Origin of the sequence: Kitasatospora sp. NPDC058190, from assembly GCF_042883685.1 — a bacterium.
Taxonomy (GTDB): domain Bacteria; phylum Actinomycetota; class Actinomycetes; order Streptomycetales; family Streptomycetaceae; genus Kitasatospora.
This window is the reverse complement of the sequence record NZ_JBHVVI010000145.1, coordinates 1-20,832: the sequence shown is the minus strand read 5'-3', so window position 1 is coordinate 20,832 and position 20,832 is coordinate 1. Positions and strand designations below refer to the sequence as shown.

The following is a 20,832-nucleotide window of genomic DNA, read 5'->3' as shown; positions in this document are numbered from 1 at the left end:
CAGTACGACCTTCTCCGTCCTGTTGTCGGTGGTCGCCGCGCTCGGCGTCTTCAACACCCTGCTGCTCACCATCCGTGAGCGCCGCCGCGACCTCGGCATGCTGAAGTCGATCGGGATGACGCCCCGGCAGGTCATCGCGATGACGGTCACCTCGGTGGCCTGGCAGGGGGTGGTCAGCGGGATCATCGGCATCCCGGTCGGCATCCTGGCGCACCGGCTGCTCATCGAGAACGTCGCGATCATCGACTTCCCGGAGGAGACGATCGACGTCTGGGGCGCCCCGCTGCTCATCGGCCTGGCCCTCGCGGGCGTCGCGATCGCCGTCCTCGGCGCCCTCGTCCCGGCCCGCTCGGCGGCCCGGCTGCCGATCGCCGAGGTGCTGCACAACGAGTGAGGCTCTTGCCCACGTACGGCCGGGCGGGGAACCGTCCGGCCGTACGTCGCGTCCCAACTCCCGCTGCTGTCAAGGGAAACGGGGGAGTCGAATGTTCGCCGGCCGTTCACGTCCGGGCCATCGGGCGCTCGCCACGGTGGGTGGCGTCGTGCTGTTCCGGCTCGGGCAGAGTCTGCCGCTGCCCGGCGTCGACCCGGCGGTCCTCCGCCGGGTCGTGGACCGTACGCTGCCGGGCGACCAACTGCGTGGCCTGGTCGACCTGGTGACCGGCGGCGGGCTGTACCGGCTGGCGCTGCTCCCGTTCGGCGTCCTGCTGGTGTTCCTCGCCCGCCCGCTCGTCCTGGTCCTCACCCGGCTGCACCCCCGGCTCGCGGCGCTGCGCCCCGAACAACTGGACGGCAGCCGCGCCGGAATGCGGCTGCTCGAAGGCCGTACCACCCTCGCCCTGGGCCTGCTCGGAGGCCTGGCCCTCGGGCTCGCCGCCGACACCGGCCGGCTGCTGCCGGGCGCGGCCGCCGGGGACGGCGTGCTGCGGCTGCACGGCGCGCTCGCCGTCGCCGTGATCACCGGCTGCACCGCGGCCGGCGCGATGGCGGTGCTGCGGCTCGCCCGGTGGATGAGCCGGCGCGGGTTCGGTGACGGGGTCTCGGTGCTGCTGTTCGCCCAGGTCCTGGCCGTCCTGCCCGGCCAACTGTGGGCCGTGGAGCGGGAGTCCGGCCCCGGTTCCTACGCGCTGGTGCTGGCGGCGGCGCTGCTCGCCCTGCTGGCGACCACCGCGCTGGTCATCGCCGGGCGCCAGGGCGAGCGGCGCCTCCCGGTCCAGTACGCGCGGCGCATGATCGGGGCGCGGTCGGGCGGCGGGGAGACGCGCTACCTGCCGCTGGTGCTCAGCCGCCGGGGGTTCATCCCGGCGGTGACCGCCGCCCTGCTGCTCGCCCCCTTCCCGCTGCCCCGGCTGCCGTACCTCGCCCTGCTGTTCGCGCTCGCCGCCGCAGGCGCCCGGCTGGCCGTGCGGGCCGGGCGGTCCGCGGCGACCGACGCCGAGGAGCTGAAGCGCACCGGGGCGTTCGTCCCCGGCATCCGGGCAGGCCGGCAGACCGCCGAGTACCTGGCCTACCTGCGCGGACGGCTCGCCGTCGTGGAGATGCTCGGCACCGGCCTGGTCGCCGTGCTGCCCACCCTCGCCCTGACCGCCGTCGGCGCGGCCGACGGGTACGGCTTCAGCGGCGCGAGCCTGCTGGTGGCGGCCGGTACGGCACTCGGGGCGGTCGGACCGCTGATGCGGGACGTCCAGCAGGCGGCGGTGCTCCGGCGGTACGCCACGTAGCTGATGCCGCGTCAGCCGTGACCGGCGGAGCGCCTATCATCGCGCCATGGCCACCGCTGAGCTGATCCGCATCGTCTCCCGCTCCTCGCCCATGGCGCTCGCCCAGGTCGAGCGGGTCCGCACCGAACTCGCCGCCCTGCACCCGGGACTGCGCACCGAGGTGGTGCCGGTCACCACCTCCGGCGACCGCTGGACCGGCGACCTCGCCCGGCTGGGCGGCAAGGGCGCGTTCACCAAGGAGGTCGACGCCGCGCTGCTCGCCGGGGAGGCCGACGTCGCCGTGCACTGCCTCAAGGACGTGCCCGCCGACCGCCCGCTGCCCGCCGGCACCGTCTTCGCCGCCTACCTGCGCCGCGACGACATCCGCGACGCCCTGGTCCACCCCGGCGGCCTGACCCTGGCCGAACTCCCGCCCGGCACCCGGATCGGCACCTCCTCCGTCCGCCGCATCGCCCAACTCGCCGCCACCCACCCGCACCTGGAGTGCGTCCCGATCCGCGGCAACGCCAACAGCCGGCTCGCCAAACTGGCGGCGGGGGACGTGGACGCGCTGCTGCTCGCCGTCTCCGGTCTGGAGCGGATCGGCGAGCCGGAGCGGATCACCGAGGTCCTCGGCGTCGAGGAGATGTGCCCGCCGATCGGCGCGGGCATCCTCGTCCTGCAGTGCCGCGAGGACGACATCGCGACCATCGAGGCCGTCACCGGCCTCGGCCATCACGACACCTGGCGCGAGGCCGCGGCCGAGCGGATGTTCCTGCACGTGCTGCAGGGCCACTGCAACAGCCCGATCTCCGGCTACGCCAAGGCCGAGCCGGACGGCCGGCTCTCGCTGCGCGGCCGGGTCTTCACCCCGGACGGCAAGCGAGTGCTGGACGCCCACGAGTGGGCGGGCGTGCTCAGCCCGGAGGACCTCGGCACCTCGGTGGCCCTGGCGCTCAAGCGGCAGGGGGCGCAGGAGCTGATCGCCTCGATCCCGCACTGAGGCCGCTTCCCGCCCCGGGGCCAGGCTTTACCGTCGCGATCTTTTCCGCTACCGGCTGCTGGCCCGGCTCGGCAGTGGCGGGATGGGGATCGTGTACCTGGGGCGCTCGCCCGGCGGGCGCCTGGTCGCGGTCAAGTGCGTGCACTGGGACCTCGCCACCGACCTGATCGTGCAGTGATTCCGGCCCCGGCGGGCGAGAACCGAGCGGGTGTTCGGGGCGTCCGTTGAGGCGTGATCAGTGTGGTGCTCGGCGGGATGCCGATGTTCTGGCCCGGGCTGCTGCTCTCGCTGGTGCCGGCGGCTCTGCTGAACCGGCCGGTGGGGCGGCTGCTGCGGGCCCACTGGGTGGTGGGCTTCCTGCTGCTGCTCGGACTCGGCGGGGTGGTCGTGGCGACCCTGTTGCCGGAGGCGTTCCGGCTGTCGGAGGACGCCGTGCGGCACTGCACGGTGCGGGGCGGGCGGCCGCGCTCGCCGCACGAACTGCTGCACGTGCGGCACATCGAGCTCAAGCTGGCGACCTACGCCCCGGTGGGCTTCGCCGCCGCCCTGGCCGGGACCAGGCGGCGGGCGGTGGTGGCGCTGCTGGGCGCCGCCGTGCTGCCGTTCGCGGTGTCGGCGCTGCAGTACGCGGTGCCGGTGATCGGGCGGGACTGCGATGTGCAGGACGTCTGGGACGGGCTGCAGGGGGTCGTGCTGGGGGCGGCGCTGGGGCTGACGCTCGGGCCGGTGGCGCGCACGGTGGCCAGGGCCCGGGCGCGCTCGGTGTGAGTGCCTGTTGCGCCTGTTACGCCGGTTCGTTCGGGAGCAGCGGGAAGAGCCGGGTGACGGCGGCGACCGGTCGGGCGTCGGCGGGGCGGGCGGCCGGGTCGGCCTCGCGGCCGCGGTAGTGGGCGAGGAGTCGGCGGACGGCCTCGCCGACGGCGGTCAGCTCGTCCGGTGTGAGGTAGACCACGGTGCTGAACGCCTCGTCCTGCTGCCAGTCGGCCGGGGCCTCGGCGCGCCGGGCCAGCCAGCGCCGGTAGCTCTCGTCCTCCAGGCCGCGGGCGAGCTCGCCGAACCCGTCGGCGGGTTGCTGCCCTGGGGTCTGGGCGAGGCGCCATGGACGGGCCCGGCCGTCCGTCGTCGGCGCCTCCTCGATCAGCCCGTACCGGGCCAGCTGCCGCAGGTGGAACGAGCACAGCCCGGAGCTGTGCCCCAGCCGCGCGGCCGCCTCCGTGGAGGTGAGGGTGCCGCGTTCGGCGAGCAGGTCCAGCAGGGCGGTGCGGACGGCGTGCTCGGGCAGGGCGCCGGCGGGGGTGGCGATGTCTTCTGCGGGGATATCTTCTTCAGTCACTTTGCAAAGTCTGCTACTTTGCAAAGTCGCTGACAAGTCGTCATGCGGGAGCCGTCCGAGGAGCGCGCCGATGTCCGACCGGAGTGACCGTCCGACCGTCCTGCGGATCACCGGGGTGGGGGAGCCGATCCTGCACGGCCCCTGCCGACCCGCCACCGAACAGGACTTCGGCAGACCGGAGTTGGCCGGGCTGATCGACTCGATGTTCGCGACCATGTACGTCGCCGACGGCTGCGGGCTCGCCGCCAACCAGGTGGACGTGGACCTGCGCCTGTTCGTCTACGACTGCCCCGACGACGACGGCGTCCGCCACACCGGCCACCTGCTCAACCCGGTGGTCGAGCCCCAGGCCCCCGGGCGCCCGCTGATCGAGGACCAGGAGGGCTGCCTGTCCGTCCCCGGCGCGAACACCGGGCTCGCGCGCCCGGCCCGGGCCGTGGTGCACGGCTACGACCGGCACGGCCGGGCCCGCACCATCGAGGCCACCGGCTACTTCGCCCGCTGTCTCCAGCACGAGACGGACCACCTCGACGGGCAGCTGTACGTGGACCGGCTCTCCAAGCGCGACCGCAAGGACGTCCTGCGGCAGATGGAGCGGCGGCGGGAGAAGGTGTTCGCGCAGCGCGACAAGGTCGCCGAGCGGCTCGACTGGCGTGGCGCGGTCGAGTTCTGCGACGCCTCCTGCCGCTGCCGCCGGCTGGACCCGGTGGCACTGGAGCCGTCCTCGTGAGCGAGCCCGGGTTCCTGGCCGCCGTCCGCAGTTCCTACGACACCGTCGCCGCCGACTACGTCCGGATCGTCGTCCCGCCGTCCGGGATGGACCCGCTCTCCCGGGCGATGCTCGCCGCCTTCGCGGAGCTGGTACGGGGCGCACCCGCTGCGGCGCCGGTGGCCGACCTCGGCTGCGGGCCGGGCAGGGTGACCGCCCACCTGGCGGCGCTGGGCCTGCCGGCCTTCGGGGTGGACGTGTCGGGGGAGATGGTCGCGCTCGCCCGCCGCTCGTACCCCGAACTCCGCTTCCAGCGCGGAGCGATGGCCGCCCTGGACCTCGCCGACGGCTCGCTCGGCGGCATCCTCGCCTGGTACTCGGTGCACCACACCCCGCCGGAGCACCTGCCCGCGCTGTTCGCGGAGTTCCACCGGGTGCTCGCCCCCGGCGGTCACCTGCTGCTGGGCGGGCACACCGGGGACGAGCAGTCGCGGCCGGACTCGGCGTACGGGCACCCGGTGTCGTACGCCTCGTACCTCCTCCCGGCCGACCGGCTGGTCGAGCTGCTGGCCGGGGCCGGGTTCACCGTCACCACCCGGCTGGAGCAGGCCCGGCCGGAGCGTCCGGACCGGGGGTACGTCAGCCTGCTGGCGTATGCGTAACTGGCTCCGCAGGGGGAAACGGTTCGGCCGTGCGGTCGAGGCAGGGGCGGGCTGGACTCGGCGAGGGTGGACCCATGCTGAAGAACATCCAGGTCGGTGACACCGAACGCCCCGTCCCCCGTTGGGCCCTGCGCCTCGCCAAGGCCCTGCCGCTCGTCGTCCTGCCGCACTGCCTGTGGCGGCTGCCGTTCGCGTTCGACTTCCAGATGGGCACGGTCGACCCGAACCGCCCGCCCTTCGTCTGGTGGGCCACCCCGTACGTGTTCGCGCTGAGCCTGATCACCGAGTCTCTGGCGCTGCTCACCCTGGGGCTGGTCAGCGGCTGGGGCGAGGTGTTCCCGCGCTGGGTGCCGTTCCTGCGGGGGCGCCGGGTGCCGCCGCGCGGGCCGCTCGTCGCGACGGTGCTGGGCGGGCTGGTGCTGTTCGGACTGTTCGGGCTCCAGCCGCTCGCCTGGATCGGCGTGTTCGACGAGGTCGGGTTCAGCAACGGGTGGTGGGAGGCCCTGTACCGGGTCTGCGTCGGCCCGGCGATGCTCTGGGGCCCGATCACCATCGTGCTGGGCATCGCGTACTACCGCCGCCGCACCCGCACCGCATGAGCCTCCTCCAGCGCGCGCAGGAAGTCGGAGCCGCCGACTTCCTGCGCATTCGTGGGTGTCAGGCTTCCGACGGTGTCGGTGTCAGTGCGTCCGGAAGTACTCGCCGACCGCGGTGAAGGCCTCCTTCGGGTCCCAGGGGAGTCCGGGGAACCTGCTGCCCGGGCGGTCCTCGTAGACCTTGACGATGCCGTAGCTGGCCAGGTCGAGGTCGGCGCGCGGGTCGCCGTCCGGGCGGTGGGCGAAGTCGTAGAGCGCGAAGGTGAAGACGAAGGCGGCGTCGATCCCGCCGGCGTCGAAGGCCTCCAGCAGCTCGCGCAGGTACCCGGCCTGGCCGGGCTCGTCGCGCTGGTGGCTGCCGTTGAGGCGCACCGGTCCGTCGGGGCCGTACTCGACGATCTCCAGGCCGAGCGCGCCCCGGTCGCCCGCGCCGCGGTAGGTGGCGGAGCCGAACTCGGTGATGGCGACGGGCTTGCCCTGGACCGTCAGGTCGCGGACGCCGTCGGCGAAGCGGTCGGCGGTCTCGGCGGAGCGGTAGAGGTCGAGGGAGACGATGTCGAAGGGCGTCCAGTCGACACGCTCCAGTGGGACGGCGGCGTAGGTGACCGGGCCCTCGAAGTGTTCGCGGACGGCGGCCACGGCCGTGCGGAGGAAGGCGTTGACCTTGCCGCTCACCGCGCTGATGTGCTCCCGAACCGCCTCCGGCCGGGCGAGCAGGGCGACCCGCTCATCCGTGGTGTCGCCGGGCAGGAAGCCCGGGTTCATGAGGCTGAGCTCGGCGCCGGCCACGAACACCACCTCGGTCCCGCGCCGCCGCAGCCGTTCCGCCCGCCCGGCGCAGTCGGCGAACAGCCGCAGCATCTCCTCGCCGGTCAGCTCCAGCGGGTACGGGGAGAACCAGACCTCCAGGCCGAGGTCGGCCGCGTACCCGGCGGCGAGCTCGATCCGGTCCGCGTCCCCGCCCATGATCCGGACGGCGGTGCAGTGCAGCTCGTCGCGGATGATCCGCAGCTCCCGCTCGACCGTCTCCGGGTCTAACCGCTTGCGTGAGTACGCACCGTCCCTGAGGAAGCCGGTGTCGTAGCTGATTCCCTTGGCACGCATGGTCTTGTGCCTTCCTGGCGAGTAGAGAGCTTACGGTACGACAAGTACCGTAGTTGCCGTTGGCTCGGGCTGGCAAGAAGGATGGGGCGGTACGGGCGACAGCGAGGGCGGAGCGTGGGCATGGCCGGGCAGACGCGGCGGCGCGGGGCGGCGCTGGAGGAGGCGATCCTCCAGGCGGCGGTCGCGGAGCTCGCCGAGTCCGGGTTCGCCGGGCTGACCATGGACAAGGTCGCCGCCCGCGCGGGCACCAACAAGAACGCGATCTACCGCCGTTGGCCGAACCGCATCTCCCTCGGCATCGCCGCCTACAAGCAGCTCGCCAAGGCCGCGCCGCTCCCCGACACGGGTGAACTGCGCGGCGACGTCCTGGAGTTGCTGCGCCAGGCGAACCGGCACTGGAGCTCCCCGCTCGGCGGGGTGCTGCGCGACCTGCTGGCCGCGGCGGGCGGTGCGGCGGAGGTCCTGGCGCAGCTGCAGGACCAGTCCGGCGACGCGGCGGCCGCGCCCTGGCTCACCGTGCTGGGCCGCGCCGTCGCCCGCGGCGAGGCGGCGCCGGAGGCGCTGCACCCGAGGGTGGCGACGGTGGCGATCGTGTTGCTGCGCAACGAGTTCGTCGTGCGCGGTGTGCCGACCGCCCCCGACGACGTCCTGGTGGAGATCGTGGACGAGGTCTACCTGCCGCTGGTGCGGCGGCGGAGCGCGCTCGGCTAGACCTCGCTGTTCCCGGCTAGACCTTGGCGTTCCCGGTGGCGTTCCCGGCGACCAGGGAGTCGGCCAGCCGCTCGGCGACGGCGCCGTCCAACGGGCCGTGCCCGAGCAGGAAGCGGTACCAGAACACCCCGTAGACCTGGTCCACGATCAGGTCCAGGTCGGCGTCCCCGGCCAGTTCGCCGCGCTCTCGCCCCCGGGAGAGGAGCTCGCGCAGCTCGGTCCGGCGGGTCGCGGTGAAGCTCTGCATCAGCTCGGCCAGGTGCGGGTCGCGGGCGGCCTCGCGGGTGAGGGTGCGCAGCGCGGAGGCGGTGGTGCCGCGCTGGGCGGCGTCGAAGGTGTCGGCGATGAAGGCGCGCAGGTCGGTGCGCAGGGCGCCGGTGTCCGGGCCGGGGACGTCCTGGTCGGCGCGGTCGGTGAGGGCGTCGAGCAGGACGGCGCCCTTGGAGGGCCACCAGCGGTAGACGGTCTGCTTGCCGACGCCCGCCGTGCGGGCGATCGCGTCGACGGTGACGGGCGTGCCGTCGGACTCGGCGAGCAGGAGCAGCGCGGCGTCCAGGATCGCGCGGTGGGCGGCCTCGTTGCGGCGGCGGCCGGTGTGCGGGCGCGCGGACGGGCTCTGCTCGGCTCGGGGGTTGGTCTCGCTCATCGTGGTGTCCCTTTCTTCCCGCCTCGCTTGACAAGACTATCAGTCTCGGCAAGCATCATTGTCGGAACCAGCGGTCTCGACAAGAACTCGACCAAGCCGGAAGGGCCCAGCACCATGAGCACTGCATCGAACCTCTTCGCCGGACAGCGCGTCGTCGTGATGGGCGGCAGCTCCGGCATCGGCGAGGCGGCCGCCACCGCCTTCGCGGCGGACGGCGCCGAGGTCGTGATCACCGGCCGCGACCGCGGGAAGCTGGACGCCGCCGTTGCCCGGATCGGCGGCAAGACCACCGGTCAGCAGGTGGACGCGACCGACCCGGCCGCCATCGCGGCCTTCTTCGCCGAACTCGGCACCGTCGACCACCTGGTGGTCGCGGTCAGCGGTGCGGCCGGCAGCGGGCCGTTCGCCCAGCTCGACCTGGCCGACCTCGCCACCGGCTTCGACGCCAAGTTCTGGCCGCAGGTCCAGGTCCTGCAGTCGGCGCTGCCGCACCTGCGTGAGGACGGCTCGGTCACCCTGATCACCGCCGCCTCCGCCCGCGCCGCCATCCCCGGCACCGCCGGTCTGGCCGCCATCAACGGCGCCCTGGAGGCGATGGTCCCGCCGCTGGCCGTCGAACTCGCCCCGCTGCGGGTCAACGCCGTCTCGCCCGGCGTCGTCGACACCCCGTGGTGGGACCGCGTCCCCGCCGAGCAGCGCACCGCGCTCTTCGACGGCCTCGCCGCCACCACCCCGGTCGGCCGGGTCGGCCGCCCCGAGGACGTCGCCCGGGCGATCCACATGCTCGCGGCGAACACCTTCGTCACCGGCATCGTCCTCGATTGCACCGGCGGGGCCAACCTGCCCACCGGCCGCTGAGTGCACCTGAGCACGCCTGAGCACACCGCACGGCCCGGCCCGGGAGCGATTCCCGGGCCGGGCCGTTGTGGTGAACTGTTCGTCGTGGTGGTGGACGTCCTGGCGTCGAGCCTTCTGCTGTGCTCCTGCCGTTCCGCTACGCCCGGCCCGTCACCACTCCGCCACCCGGTAGTCCTTCAGGAACACCCCCGACACCGGGTGCCCCGATTCGCCGCGCACGATCGGGTCGTACACCCGGGCCGCGCCGTCCACGATGTCCAGCGGGGTGCGGAAGCCCTGGGCGGCGATCCGGGTCTTCTTCGGAGCCGGGTTCTCGTCGGTGATCCAGCCGGTGTCGACGGCGCACATGTGCACGCCCCGGGTGGCGAGTTCGGCCGCGCTGGTGCGGGTGAGCATGTTGAGCGCGGCCTTGGCCATGTTGGTGTGCGGGTGGCGCGCGGTCTTGTTGCGGACCGCGAACCGGCCCTCCACCGCCGTGACGTTGACGATGTAGCGGGCGGGGCGCGGGGATGCGAGCAGCAGTGGCAGCAGCCGGTCGCAGAGCAGGGCCGGGGCCAGGGCGTTGACCAGCTGGGTCTCCAGCATCTCCGCCGGGTCGAGCGAACCGAGCGTGGCGGACCAGGAGTTGGCGGGTGCGAGGTCGGGCAGCAGTCCGGCCTCGTCGGTGAAGTCCAGCAAGGACCCGGCGCCCGCCGGAAGTTGGGCGGCGGCGCCGGAGAGCGGCCGGAAGCCGGGGGCGTGGGTGATCGCCCGGCGGTCGGCCGCGGGCAGTGCGGTGGACTCGCCCGCCGCCAGCAGGGCGTACGACTGCGGCGGACGGCGCAGGGTCTGCGCGGCGTTGTTGACCAGGATGTCCAGCGGGCGGCCGTCCGCCCGCAACTCCTCGGTCAGCCCCAGGACCTGGCGCGGGTCGCGGAGGTCGATGCCGACCACGGTCAGCCGCTCCCACCACTGCTCGCTGCCCTCGGCGGCGCGGAAGCGACGGACGGTGTCCTGCGGGAAGCGGCTGGTGGTGATCAGCTCGGCGCCGTCCCGTAGCAGCATCAGCGCGAGTTGGAAGCCGATCTTCACCCGTCCACCGGTGAGCAGCGCGCGGCGCCCGCGCAGGTCGGTGCTGAGGGAGCGACGGGCGGTGTTGTCGGCTGCGCAGTCCAGGCAGAGCATGTGGTAAAAGCCGTCGACCTGGCGGTAGGTCTGTTTGCAGACGTAGCAGCGGCGCGGGATCTGCAGCTCGCCGACCTGCCCTCCCGTGGCCGGGGCGAGCGGCGCGTCCTCGCGGCGGTGCCGGTTGCCGGTGGCGGTGGTGGCGAGCAGCTCGGCGTCGGCCTGCCGGACGGCCTGCTTGGCCTCCTGGCGGCGGCGCTTGCGGCTCTCCATGACGAAGGAGCCGAGCTGGCGCTCGGCGTGCAGTCGGGTGCGGTCGTGGGAGGGGAGTGCGCGCAGCCGGCCGAGGGTGCGGCTGAACGCGGCGAGTTCCTCGGGGGTGAGGCCCGCGGCGCAGGCGGCGTCGCCGGTCGGAAAGATCGTGTCGAGCTGGTCGTGGTCGTCCCGGACCGTCATGTCCGCCCCCTTTGTCGTACAAGTGGGACGGACTGTAATCGACGGTCCGGGACGATGGGATGTCAATTTCTCCGGGCTCGGCCTGCTCAGCCGCAGTCGGACGTCAGCGAGGCGACCCGGCGGCCGTCGAGCTCGTGCTTGCCGAAGCCGACGAGCTCCTGCTCGTCCCCGCCGAAGTGGGGCTGGTCGTTCAGGCGGATGATGCAGCCGAAGTCGTCCGGCAGTGGGTTGACGGCGGAGCGCGGGAAGATCGGCGGCTCGATGTCGTCCAGCTCGCGCAGCTGGAAGCCGTCCTTCGTGATGTGGGCGTCCTCGTCGAGCAGGATGCGGCCGGTCTGGTGCGGGCCCTCGAAGAGGCAGAGGTGGCCCTTGGGGCAGCGGGCGGCCGCGGGTGCCGCCGGGTCGGCGTGGACGGCGGGGGCGGTCGCGGCGGCGAGGCCGAGGGCGGCGGAGCAGGCGAGGGCGACGCGGAGCAGGCGGTGGCGCACGGGGGCTCCCAACATGAGGCGGTGACCGACAGTGCTGTCGGCATCACCGCATGCTAGGTGGTTTCCGGACGAACGGACGGCGCCACGCGCGGGTTTCGGACATGCGGGAGGACGCGCCGAGGTGCCGGCGGCCCCCGACCCACCGGCACCTCGGAGACCGGGATCAGCCCGCGTACTGGCTGAAGATCTTGGCGAACTCGTACGGCTGCTGCGGGATGTTGGTGCACTTCGACAGCGAGCCGCCGGTGCAGGCGTTGGCGTCGCGGGTGGCGTCCCAGAAGGCCAGCAGGCCGAGGTGGTTCTGCTGGGCGAAGGTCACCAACTGCTGGGCGGCGGCCTGGTTGTAGATCTGGTGGTCGTCGTTCTCGCCGATCATCGGGGTGACCCCGACCATGGCCCACAGCCGGGCGTCGGTCTTCGCCGGGTAGAGCGCCTTGAGCTGGCCGAAGAGCGACTGCGCGGCCTGGACGGCGGCGTTGCCGTAGTCGGTGCCGGAGCGGTAGTAGTCCATCGCCATGATGTTGACCAGGTCGAGGTCGACCCCGGCGTCGCGGGCGGACTTGACGATCGCGACGCCCTCGCTGGTCAGGCCCTCGGGCAGGACGGGAAGGGTGAGCGAGACCTTGAGGCCGGGGTGGGCCTGCTGGAGCTTGGCGAGCGCGGCGGAGCGGCGGTCGTTGGAGGCGGTGTCGGCGATCGCCGCGCCCTCGATGTCGTAGTCGACGTAGCGCAGGTTGTAGGCGTTGACGACCGCGTCGTACTCGGCGAACAGCGAGTCCACCGAGCCGCAGGCGGCGGCGAGTTCAGTGCCGCTGGCGCCGCCGAACGAGAGCTTGACGTCGCCGCCGGCCGCGCGCAGCGCGTCGACCTGGTCCTTGGCCCAACCGGTGCGCGGGTCGTGGGCGTTGAACCAGCTGGCCTTGCAGCCGACGCCGGTGACGAAGCCCATGGTGTAGCCCTTGACGCCGCCGGCCTTGGCCATGTCGGGCATGGCCGGGGTGGGCCAGGCGCCCATGTCGATGTACGGGGCGACCGGCAGCGGGACGTTCGGCGGCGGGGTGCCCGGGCCGCCGGTGGGTGTGCCCGTGGGAGTGCCGGTGGGCGTGCCGGTGGTCGGCGGGGTGCTGGGGTTGCCGCCGCCGGGGCCGGTGAGGGTGATGTCGTCGGCCAGGTAGGCGCCCTGCCCGTACCAGCCGTGCAGGTAGACGGTGACGCTGGTGGTGCTCGGGCCGGTGGTGAAACTGGTCGACAGCTGCTGCCAGTTGGGGCCGCCGACGGTCCAGGTGGCCGGGTCGGTGATGCCACTGCCGGTCACGCCGAGGTAGACGTACTGCCCCTGCACCCAGGCGCCGAGGTTGTACGTGGTGCCGGGTTGGACGCTCACGGTCTGGGAGCACTGCGCGGTGTCGCTCGCGCTCGCCGCCCCCTTGAGCGTGTAGTTCCCGCTGTGCGCACCGGAGTTGACGACGCTTCCGGTCCCGCCGGAACAGCTCCACGGGTCGAGCGCGCCGCTCTCGAACCCGGCGTTGGCGAGGAGGTCGCCGTCGGCGGCGCCGGCGTTCCCGGCGAGGGCGGCCAGGCCGCCGGCGGCGAGCACGGTGGCGGCGGTGAGGCTCAGCAGTTTGGTCCGGCCGGCTGACCGGCGGTGCGTGCGGGCGTGCTGGAGCGCGCTGGGCATGGGGGTGCCTCTCGGGACGGTGGGCCGCCCGCGCCGCGAAGGTGGGCAGACGCGGGGCGGGCGGCAGCGTGGGGGCTGGCGCGGTGCGGGGGAGGAGCGCGGTGCTGAGGATCAAACTGGACTAGACCAGCTGTGCACGTCAAGCACTTCCCGACGTTCGAAAGCCCACCGAGGGCAGGTTTTAGGGCGGGTTTAAGGACGGTGGGACAGTTGCGCCAGCTCCTGTGCCGAGAGGGTGAGTTGCCCCGCCGCGGCCGAGTCGCGGATGGAGGCCGGGCGGCGTGCGCCCGGGATCGGGACGACGGCGGGGGACTGCGCCAGGTGCCAGGCGAGGCAGACCCGCTGCGGGCTGACGCCGTGGGCGCGGGCGACGGTGTGGAAGGGCGTGTCCGAGGCCGGGGCGCCGGTGCCCGGGTCGTCGACGGCGCTGGGAGAGATCCCGCCGAGCGGGCTCCAGGGCAGGAAGGCCAGGCCGAGTTCGGTGCACAGGTCGAGGGTGTCGCGGGTGGCGGGGTGAGCGGGGGAGAAGCGGTTCTGCACCGAGACCAGGCGCGGGCCGAGGATCTCCCGGGCGGTGCGGATCTGCTCGCAGTCCACGTTGGAGAGGCCGACCATCCGGATGGTGCCGGCGTCCGCGAGGTCGCGCAGCGCGCCGACGGAGTCGGTGAAGGGGACGGCCGGGTCCGGCTTGTGGAGCTGGTAGAGGCCGATGGCCGCCACGCCGAGCCGCTGCGCCGAGGCCTCGGCGGCGCGGTGCAGGTGGCGGGGGTCGCCGTTGACGGTCCACCTGCCGTCGCCGGGGCGGCCCCGACCGCCCTTGGTGGCGACCAGCACCTCGTCCGTGCCGCTGCCGTGGGCGGCGAGCGCGCGGGCGATGAGGCGTTCGTTGTGGCCGAGTTCACCGGCGTGCCAGTGGTAGCTGTCGGCGGTGTCGATCAGCGTCACGCCCGCTTCGAGGGCGGCGTGGATGGTGCGGACGGCCTGGTCCTGGTCGGGGCGGCCCTCGACGGACAGCGGCATCGCGCCGAGGCCGACCGCGCTCACCGTGACGCCGCCGATGGCGCGGGTGGCGCGGGTGGCGTCGATGGCCTGGGTGGCGCAGGGCAATGCGGGAGCGGGCGTCATCGCCGGGCCTCCTTGACGGCCTGGGGGAGCCAGTCGGTGATCGGGGAGAAGCGGAAGCCGAGGCGGGCCGCCCGGCCGGTGTCCATCGCGTAGCAGCGGTCGAAGGAGAACGGTGAGAGCGGCTCACCGACCCCTTCCGTCAGCACCGGCTCGGTGCCCAGCTCGCGGCCGATCGCCGCGCACAACTCGCGTACGTCCAGCGTTCCGTGGGAGGCCGCGTTGACGGCCCCGGTGAAGTCGGCCGTCGCGGCCCAGCCCAGGAACCGGGCGATCTCCGTCTCGTGGATGAAGGAGGCGTTCTGCGGCGCGGGGTGGACGGCCACCGGCAGGCCGCGCTCGATCCGCTCCACGTGGTGCGCCAGCCGTCCGGTGAAGTCGGCGCCGCCGAGGACGTGCGCGGTGCGCACGGTGGCGACGTCGAAGGGCGCCTGCCGGGTGAGCAGGGCCTCCGCCTGGCGCTTGCCCTCGCCGTAGTGGGACTCCTGGAACGCCGGGTCCGCCCAGGGGAGTCGCAGGTCCACCGGCTGGGCCGACAGGTCGACCGCTTCCTCCGCGAGGGGCGGCCCGCCGGGGCGGCCGAGGTGGGCGTAGACCTCGACCGTGGAGGTCAGCAGGTAGCGCGGGGTGCGGTCGGCGAAGACCCGGGCGGCGACGGCCGCTTGGACGGGCGTGTAGCAGACCTGGTCGACGACGGTGTCGAAGCGCCGGTCGGCGAGGGCCGCGTGCAGCGCGCTCTCGTCGTCGCGGTCGGCGCGCAGGTGGGTCACGCCCCGGGGTGCGGGGGTCGAGCCGCGGTTGACGACGGTCACCGTCGCGCCCGCGTCCCGCAGGTCCTCGATCAGCCGTCTCCCGAAGTAGCGGCTGCCTCCGATCACGCACACGTCCACTGCTCGCGATCCCTCCCTGGTCCGGTGCTGTCCGTTCTCGGTGATCAGCCTGCCCGGCCCGGCTCGACAGCAGTAGTGTCGATGTGGACGCCCCATCATTAGGAGAACTGTTGATCGACGTTCAGCGGCTCGCGGTCCTGCGGGAAGTCGCCCGCTGCGGCAGCTTCAACCGGGCGGCCGTGGCACTGCACTGCACACCCTCGGCGGTCTCGCAGCAGATCGCCGCACTGGAGCGCGGCCTCGGCGCGCCCGCGGTCGAGCGCTCCACGCGCGGCGTCACGCTCACCGACGCGGGGCGGCTGCTGGTGGAGGCGGCCGACGCGATCGCCGCCGAACTGGCCGACACCCAGCAGCGGATCGAGAAGCTGACCGCCGTGCGCACCGCCCTGACCGTCGCCGCCTTCGCCAGCGGCGGCCGACGGCTGCTGCCCTCCGCCCTGGCCGGATTCGTCGCCGACCACCCGGAGGTGGAGCTGACGATCCTGGAGGCGGAACCCGAGGAGAGTCTGCCCGCCGTCCGCGAGGGCCGGGCCGACCTCGCCCTCGCCTACCACCTCGACGGCCCGCCGCCCGCCCGGTCCGGCGACCGCTCCGGCCTGGACTGGACGGCGCTGGGCGAGGACCCGCTGCGGGTCGTCCTGCCGCGCCGCCACCCGGCCGCGGCCCGCTACCGGGCCCGGCCCGAGCCCCCGCACCTGGCCGAACTCGCCGACCAGCGCTGGATCCTGGGCTGCCACAAGTCCGCCGGCCAGCTCGCCCGCCACGCCGCCCTGGTCGGCGTCGAATTGCGGATCTCCTGCACCGCGACGGACTACGACTTCGCCCAGTCGCTCGTCCGGGCCGGCATCGGGATCGCCCTGATCCCGGAGATCGGCCTGACCCGGCACCCGGACCTGGTCGCCCTCCCGCTCGCCGAGCCCGGCCCCCGGCGCCATCTGGGCCTGGCCCTGGCCCGCCGTCGGCGCGGCCACGCCGCCCGCCTGGCCGAGGAGTTGGCGTCCCGGCTGGTCGCGGAGACGGAGACGGAGACGGAGCCGAGGGCGGAGGCGGAGGCGCCGAGGTGAGGCGCCGTCCGCCTCCGCCCGGGAGGTCAAGGGCAGGACGTCAACGGCTCGGGATCAGCCGCAGCAGGGCTTGCACTCCTTCACCTGCACGTTGTCCAGCACCGGCCCGTACACGCCCCCGACGGTGCTCTCGAAGGTCAGCGTGGTGGCGGAGTTCTGCGCGACGAAGTTGAACTGCCGGCCCACGTAGCCCATCGCGGTCCTGGTCTTGCCGGTGACGTCGAAGGAGAAGTCCTGGAAGTCCTGTCCGTCGATGAGCGCCCGGCCGGTGCGCAGGGCGATTCCGCCGTCGGGGTTGCCGGCCAGGGCGTAGGTCACCGAGTACGTGGCGCCGGGGACGGTGGTGAAGGTCTGGGCGACGGCGCCGGGGCCGGCGCCGTTGAGATCGAGGGACTGGTCGCCCTCGGCGGCCTGCCAGAAGCCGGCGCCGATCAGGTCGACGGTGCCGCTGGTGACCTGCCAGGGGCCGATGTTCTGGCCGGCGACCGGCTCGCTGAAGCTGTTCGCGGCGACCTTGGGGGACTCGAAGCTGCCGTCGTCGAAGTGGCTGAGGGCGCGGTGGCCGCCGGCCGCCTGCGCCGGGGCGGCCAGCGCGGTGCCGGCGGCGACGAACAGGGCGAGGGCGGCGACGCGGGTGCGCGAGAGCGACATTTGTACCCCAACTTCCGTGGTGAAAGGCCGAGATGATCGGCTGTGCACAGAGAGTCGACCGTCCTGGAGCGCTCTGCCAAGACCGGACGGGCGGCGCCCGGTGGTGCAGGGCGCGTGGGGGCGGGCTCCTACGCGCCGGTTTGCCGCACGGGCGGTTGCCGCAGGCTCGGCGGACCGTCCGGGGGCGAATGCCCTTTCGTCCGGGGGCGAACCCTCCTGGCCGACCGCCCGGTCCCCGGGCCCGGTGGTGAAAGCGGAGGCGCACGCCCCGCTCACACCCCTACGGTGGCCTGATGACCATACGAACGCCGGGCGATCCCTTCGACGGCCCACGGATCTGCTTCCTCGGCGACTCCTTCGTCCAGGGCCTCGGCGACCCGGAGTTCCGCGGCTGGATCGGCCGGGTGCTCCAGGCCGCCGCGCCGCACGCCACCGCCTTCAACCTCGGCGTCCGCCGCCAGACCTCGGCGCAGGTGCGGCAGCGCTGCTGGGCGGAGGTCGAGGCCCGCACCCTGCCCGGGGCCGACCACCGGCTGGTGCTCTCCTTCGGCGCCAACGACGCCGTGACGGAAGGCGGCGCGCCCCGGGTCGCGCATCCGGACACCCTGGCCAACCTCGCCGCCCTGCTCGACGGCGCCCACGAGCGCGGCATCGCCGCCCTGGTGGTCGGCCCGCCCCCGGTGATTGGTCTGGGCCCGGACCACCTGGCGCGGCTGCTGCGGCTCGTCCCCGCGATGGCCGAACTCTGCGCCTCCTCCGGCGTCCCGTTCGTCGACGTCACCGAGGCACTGGCCGAGGACCCGACCTGGACGGCCGAGGCCGGGGCGGCGGACGGCGCCCACCCGGGCGCGGGCGGCTACGCGCGGCTCGCGGAGCTGGTGCTCTTCGGCGGGTTCGGGGACTGGATCAAGCCAACTCCGCGTCGGACTTGACCTTGAGCGCACTCGAAGGTGAAAGCTGGACGGGTTGATCCAACCCACGGACATCGGATCGGAGCACTGGCATGCGCAAAGCCTCGTTCGGCAGCGACGGCCCTGAGGTCGGCGTCATCGGCCTCGGCTGCATGGGGATGACCTTCGCCTACGACGTGCAGAACCGCGACGACGAGAAGTCGGTCGGGGTGATCCGCCAGGCGCTGGACCTCGGTGTCACCCTGATCGACACCGCCGACATGTACGGCCCCTTCACCAACGAGGAGCTGGTCGGTGCCGCGCTGGCCGGCCCGCACCGCGAGCGCGCCTTCCTGGCCACCAAGGTGGGCATCGTCCCCGGTCAGATCGGCGGGTCGGGCGCCCGCGACGGCAGCCCCGAGCACGTGCGCCGCTCGATCGACGACAGCCTGCGCCGCCTGGGCACCGACCACGTCGACCTCTACCAGCTGCACCGGGTCGACCCGAACGTCCCGATCGAGGAGACCTGGGGCGCGCTCGCCGAGACCGTCCAGGCCGGCAAGGCGCGCCGGATCGGCCTCTCCGAGGTGACGGTCGAGGAGATCAAGCGGGCCCAGTCGGTGCACCCGGTGGCCTCGGTGCAGTCCGAGCTGTCGCTGTGGACCCGGGACGTGCTGGACGACGTGCTGCCGTACACCGAGCAGCAGGGCATCGCCTTCCTGCCCTACTCGCCGCTCGGCCGCGGGTTCCTGACCGGCAGCATCGCCTCCTTCGACGAGCTGCCCGAGGACGACTTCCGCCGCCGGCTGCCGCGCTTCCAGCAGGACGCGCTGAAGGCCAACCTGGCGCTGGTCGCCAAGGTCAGGGAGATCGCCGAGCGGATCGGCGCCACCCCCGCGCAGACCGCGCTGGCCTGGGTGCTGGCCCAGGGCCGGTATGTCTTCCCGATCCCGGGCACCAAGACGCCGCGCTACCTGGTGGACAACGTGGCGGCGGCCGGGGTCGAGCTCTCGGCGGCCGACCTGGCCGAGCTGGACGCGCTGCCGGCCGCGGAGGGCGGGCGCTACGCCTGACGCTCCGGCGCCACGCCTGCCGGGTCCGGTGCTCGGCCCGGTCGGCCCGGTCGGCCCGCTCGGCTCGTACGGTCAGCGCTCCATGACCCACACCAGCTGCCGCCCGGTCTCCCCGGGAGCCCGGACGGTGGCCTCGGCGACCCGGTCCAGCCGGTAGCCGAGCTTGCGCGGGACGGCCGCGCTGGCGCGGTTCGCCTGGTCGCAGCGGATCTCCACCCGTGCGATCCCGGGCAGTGCCAGGGCGGCCTCGGTCAGCGCCCCCGCCCCGGCGGTGGCGATGCCGCGGCCGACGTGCCGGGCGGCGACCCAGTAGCCGATCTCCAGCGCGCCCGGGCCGATCCGCCCGTGCAGCCCGAGGGCGCCGACCACCCGGCCGGGTTCGGCGTCCAGCTCGGCCAGGTACATGAAGTCGGTCCCGGCCTCCCAGGCGGCGGTGCCGGCCCGGGTCAGCTCGGTGGTCCGTGCCCGGGTGGGGGCCTCGGCCGCCCAGTCCATCCAGGGCCGCAGATGGTCCAGGTTGGCGCGGACGGCCTTGTTCAGTGCCGCCGCGTGGGTGCTGCGGCGGCGGTGCAGCCGGAGGCCGCCGGGCAGCCGCAGCAGCTCGGGGGGCCGCCCGGTGGTGACCTCCGGGGGGTCACAGGACCGTGGCTGGGCTTGGCTCATGGCGGCGATTATGTCCTTGGCCCGGACCTGTCACCATCCGGAACCGGCGGCCGCGGCGCGGCGGGGGGCGCACCCGGCGCCACCCCGGCGCGTCAGACGGGCCCTAGAGCCGGACCAGCACCTCGTCGAGCTCCTTGCGTCGCAGATCCGGCACGCGCGCCCCCTCGGCGGGGTAGCCGACCGGGATCACATAGGCGGCCCGCTCCTCCGCCGGGCGGTCGCACACCTCGTTGAGGAACCGCATCGGGCTCGGGGTGTGGGTCAGCGTGGCCAGCCCGGCCTGGTGCAGCGAGGCCAGCAGCAGCCCGACCGCGATCCCCACCGACTCCTTGGTGTAGTACGGCCGCGGCGACTGCGGCCCCTTGTGCACCTCGAACACCACGATCACGGCCGGCGCGTCCTCGAGGAAGGGCTTCCGCCAGTCGGTGCCGATCGGCGCCAGCGCGGCCAGCCACTCCGCCGAGGCCCGGTGGTCGTAGAACTCGCGCTCCTCGGCCTCGGCCGCCTCGCGCAGCCGCCGTTTGCGCTCCGGGTCGGTGATCACCACGAACCGCCAGGGCTGGACGTGCGCGCCACTGGGCGCGGTGCTCGCGGTGCGGACCGCCCACTCCACCACCCCGTCCGGGATCGGGCGGGTGGAGTAGTCGCGGACGGTCCGGCGCCGCGCCATCACGTCGTGGAAGGCCCTGCCGCGGGCCTCGGCCTCGTGGGCCGGCACCGCCATCGGGGTGAGCGGGACGCTCGGGTACGGCGTCCCGGCCGTCGCACTGCCTGTGCTGTCAACCATGGTCGACAGCACAGCACATGACGGTCGCTCCGGGAAGAGGTCGAGACCAATCCGGAGACCGGTCCGGGGTCGGTCCGGGGCCGGTCCGGGATGGCTAGAGCTCGTGCACCCGCCCGTCCCGGACCTCGATCCGCCGGTTCACCGCCACGGTGTCCAGCATCCGCCGGTCGTGGGTGACGAGCAGCAGGGTGCCGGTGTACGAGCCGAGCGCGGACTCCAGCTGCTCGATCGCCGGCAGGTCCAGGTGGTTGGTGGGCTCGTCCAGCACCAGCAGGTTGACCCCGCGCGCCTGGAGCAGCGCCAGCGCGGCCCGGGTGCGCTCACCGGGGGAGAGGGTGGCGGCCGGGCGCAGCACGTGCACGGCCTTGAGCCCGAACTTGGCCAGCAGGGTGCGCACCTCCTCCGGCGTGAGCTCCGGTACGGCGGCCGCGAAGGCCTCCGCCAGCGGCTCGCCGCCCAGGCTGTGCTTGTTCTTAAAGATGTGCCCGCGCGCCTGGTCCACCTCGCCGACCACCACGCCCGAGCCCAGTACGGCGCTGCCGCCGTCGAGTTCCAGCCGGCCGAGCAGGGCCGCCAGCAGCGTGGACTTGCCCGCGCCGTTGGCGCCGGTGATGGCGACCCGGTCGGCCCAGTCGATCTGCAGG

At 73.8% G+C, this 20,832-nt stretch carries 24 protein-coding genes; 12 read left to right on the top strand and 12 right to left on the bottom strand.

The genetic code is table 11. The features are described from left to right. From ACFVWU_RS39200 to ACFVWU_RS39185, 4 genes are all read left to right on the top strand, one after another. A partial coding sequence (locus ACFVWU_RS39200) for an ABC transporter permease (RefSeq protein WP_387630147.1) occupies positions 1-394 on the top strand: 394 nt, incomplete at its 5' end. Between the two features lie 136 nt (positions 395-530). After that, complete coding sequence (locus ACFVWU_RS39195; RefSeq protein ID WP_387630144.1) at positions 531-1,721, top strand: hypothetical protein; 1,191 nt, start codon at positions 531-533, stop codon at positions 1,719-1,721. 46 nt (positions 1,722-1,767) lie between these two features. After that, a complete protein-coding gene (gene hemC, locus ACFVWU_RS39190) occupies positions 1,768-2,703 on the top strand; it encodes a hydroxymethylbilane synthase (RefSeq protein ID WP_387630141.1) in 936 nt (311 codons plus the stop codon). 231 nt (positions 2,704-2,934) lie between these two features. Continuing rightward, positions 2,935-3,471, top strand: a complete 537-nt coding sequence (locus ACFVWU_RS39185; protein ID WP_387630139.1) for a hypothetical protein — start codon at positions 2,935-2,937, stop codon at positions 3,469-3,471. Positions 3,472-3,487: 16 nt separating this feature from the next. Here ACFVWU_RS39185 and ACFVWU_RS39180 read toward each other — a convergent pair whose 3' ends face one another. Further along, positions 3,488-4,036 (bottom strand): ArsR/SmtB family transcription factor, encoded by a 549-nt coding sequence (locus ACFVWU_RS39180; RefSeq protein WP_387630136.1) that lies wholly within the window; start codon positions 4,034-4,036, stop codon positions 3,488-3,490. A gap of 70 nt (positions 4,037-4,106) precedes the next feature. Here ACFVWU_RS39180 and def point away from each other — a divergent pair, with 70 nt between their 5' ends. The 3 genes from def to ACFVWU_RS39165 all read left to right on the top strand — a co-directional run bounded on the left by def (position 4,107) and on the right by ACFVWU_RS39165 (position 6,006). Continuing rightward, the gene (gene def / locus ACFVWU_RS39175; RefSeq protein ID WP_387630133.1) at positions 4,107-4,766 is read left to right on the top strand and encodes a peptide deformylase; all 660 of its coding nucleotides are present in this window, start codon (positions 4,107-4,109) and stop codon (positions 4,764-4,766) included. Next, on the top strand, positions 4,763-5,407 hold the full coding sequence (locus tag ACFVWU_RS39170) for a class I SAM-dependent methyltransferase (protein WP_387630130.1): 645 nt from the start codon (positions 4,763-4,765) through the stop codon (positions 5,405-5,407). Before def ends, ACFVWU_RS39170 begins: the two co-directional genes overlap by 4 nt. A gap of 74 nt (positions 5,408-5,481) precedes the next feature. After that, positions 5,482-6,006: a hypothetical protein gene (locus ACFVWU_RS39165; RefSeq protein ID WP_387630127.1), complete on the top strand. Its 525-nt coding sequence runs from the start codon at positions 5,482-5,484 to the stop codon at positions 6,004-6,006. Positions 6,007-6,087: 81 nt separating this feature from the next. Here ACFVWU_RS39165 and ACFVWU_RS39160 read toward each other — a convergent pair whose 3' ends face one another. Next, positions 6,088-7,107, bottom strand: a complete 1,020-nt coding sequence (locus ACFVWU_RS39160) for a hypothetical protein (protein ID WP_387630124.1) — start codon at positions 7,105-7,107, stop codon at positions 6,088-6,090. Between the two features lie 120 nt (positions 7,108-7,227). Here ACFVWU_RS39160 and ACFVWU_RS39155 point away from each other — a divergent pair, with 120 nt between their 5' ends. Continuing rightward, positions 7,228-7,818 (top strand): TetR/AcrR family transcriptional regulator, encoded by a 591-nt coding sequence (locus ACFVWU_RS39155; RefSeq protein WP_387630122.1) that lies wholly within the window; start codon positions 7,228-7,230, stop codon positions 7,816-7,818. Between the two features lie 16 nt (positions 7,819-7,834). Here the strand turns inward: ACFVWU_RS39155 and ACFVWU_RS39150 are convergent, their stop codons facing one another. After that, positions 7,835-8,464: a TetR/AcrR family transcriptional regulator C-terminal ligand-binding domain-containing protein gene (locus ACFVWU_RS39150; protein ID WP_387630119.1), complete on the bottom strand. Its 630-nt coding sequence runs from the start codon at positions 8,462-8,464 to the stop codon at positions 7,835-7,837. 114 nt (positions 8,465-8,578) lie between these two features. Here ACFVWU_RS39150 and ACFVWU_RS39145 point away from each other — a divergent pair, with 114 nt between their 5' ends. Further along, entirely contained in the window at positions 8,579-9,322 is a 744-nt protein-coding gene (locus ACFVWU_RS39145) for an SDR family oxidoreductase (RefSeq protein WP_387630116.1), read from the top strand. Between the two features lie 150 nt (positions 9,323-9,472). Here the strand turns inward: ACFVWU_RS39145 and ACFVWU_RS39140 are convergent, their stop codons facing one another. The 5 genes from ACFVWU_RS39140 to ACFVWU_RS39120 all read right to left on the bottom strand — a co-directional run bounded on the left by ACFVWU_RS39140 (position 9,473) and on the right by ACFVWU_RS39120 (position 15,048). After that, complete coding sequence (locus tag ACFVWU_RS39140) at positions 9,473-10,882, bottom strand: SDR family oxidoreductase (RefSeq protein ID WP_387630113.1); 1,410 nt, start codon at positions 10,880-10,882, stop codon at positions 9,473-9,475. Between the two features lie 86 nt (positions 10,883-10,968). Then, positions 10,969-11,370 (bottom strand): peptidase inhibitor family I36 protein, encoded by a 402-nt coding sequence (locus ACFVWU_RS39135; RefSeq protein ID WP_387630111.1) that lies wholly within the window; start codon positions 11,368-11,370, stop codon positions 10,969-10,971. A 163-nt stretch (positions 11,371-11,533) separates the two neighbouring features. Then, a complete protein-coding gene (locus tag ACFVWU_RS39130; protein WP_387630109.1) occupies positions 11,534-13,048 on the bottom strand; it encodes a carbohydrate binding domain-containing protein in 1,515 nt (504 codons plus the stop codon). A 192-nt stretch (positions 13,049-13,240) separates the two neighbouring features. Further along, complete coding sequence (locus ACFVWU_RS39125) at positions 13,241-14,173, bottom strand: aldo/keto reductase (protein WP_387630107.1); 933 nt, start codon at positions 14,171-14,173, stop codon at positions 13,241-13,243. Then, complete coding sequence (locus tag ACFVWU_RS39120) at positions 14,170-15,048, bottom strand: NAD-dependent epimerase/dehydratase family protein (RefSeq protein ID WP_387630106.1); 879 nt, start codon at positions 15,046-15,048, stop codon at positions 14,170-14,172. The genes ACFVWU_RS39125 and ACFVWU_RS39120 overlap by 4 nt, the downstream gene beginning before the upstream one ends. A gap of 122 nt (positions 15,049-15,170) precedes the next feature. On the opposite strand from ACFVWU_RS39120, the gene ACFVWU_RS39115 reads away from it, so the two are divergent. Next, positions 15,171-16,124 (top strand): LysR family transcriptional regulator, encoded by a 954-nt coding sequence (locus ACFVWU_RS39115; protein ID WP_387630104.1) that lies wholly within the window; start codon positions 15,171-15,173, stop codon positions 16,122-16,124. A gap of 54 nt (positions 16,125-16,178) precedes the next feature. Here ACFVWU_RS39115 and ACFVWU_RS39110 read toward each other — a convergent pair whose 3' ends face one another. Continuing rightward, entirely contained in the window at positions 16,179-16,775 is a 597-nt protein-coding gene (locus tag ACFVWU_RS39110) for a choice-of-anchor C family protein (protein ID WP_387630102.1), read from the bottom strand. Between the two features lie 293 nt (positions 16,776-17,068). Between ACFVWU_RS39110 and ACFVWU_RS39105 the strand changes: the two genes are divergently transcribed. Further along, positions 17,069-17,707 (top strand): GDSL-type esterase/lipase family protein, encoded by a 639-nt coding sequence (locus ACFVWU_RS39105; RefSeq protein ID WP_387630099.1) that lies wholly within the window; start codon positions 17,069-17,071, stop codon positions 17,705-17,707. A gap of 71 nt (positions 17,708-17,778) precedes the next feature. Continuing rightward, positions 17,779-18,738 carry an aldo/keto reductase gene (locus ACFVWU_RS39100; RefSeq protein WP_387630096.1) on the top strand — a complete coding sequence of 320 codons (960 nt, stop codon included), beginning with the start codon at positions 17,779-17,781 and terminating at the stop codon, positions 18,736-18,738. 72 nt (positions 18,739-18,810) lie between these two features. Here the strand turns inward: ACFVWU_RS39100 and ACFVWU_RS39095 are convergent, their stop codons facing one another. From ACFVWU_RS39095 to ACFVWU_RS39085, 3 genes are all read right to left on the bottom strand, one after another. Further along, complete coding sequence (locus ACFVWU_RS39095) at positions 18,811-19,401, bottom strand: GNAT family N-acetyltransferase (RefSeq protein WP_387630095.1); 591 nt, start codon at positions 19,399-19,401, stop codon at positions 18,811-18,813. Between the two features lie 103 nt (positions 19,402-19,504). Continuing rightward, positions 19,505-20,188, bottom strand: a complete 684-nt coding sequence (locus tag ACFVWU_RS39090) for a nitroreductase family protein (protein WP_387630092.1) — start codon at positions 20,186-20,188, stop codon at positions 19,505-19,507. Positions 20,189-20,282: 94 nt separating this feature from the next. After that, positions 20,283-20,832: ATP-binding cassette domain-containing protein (locus ACFVWU_RS39085; protein ID WP_387630089.1), on the bottom strand; the 550-nt coding region annotated here is incomplete at its 5' end.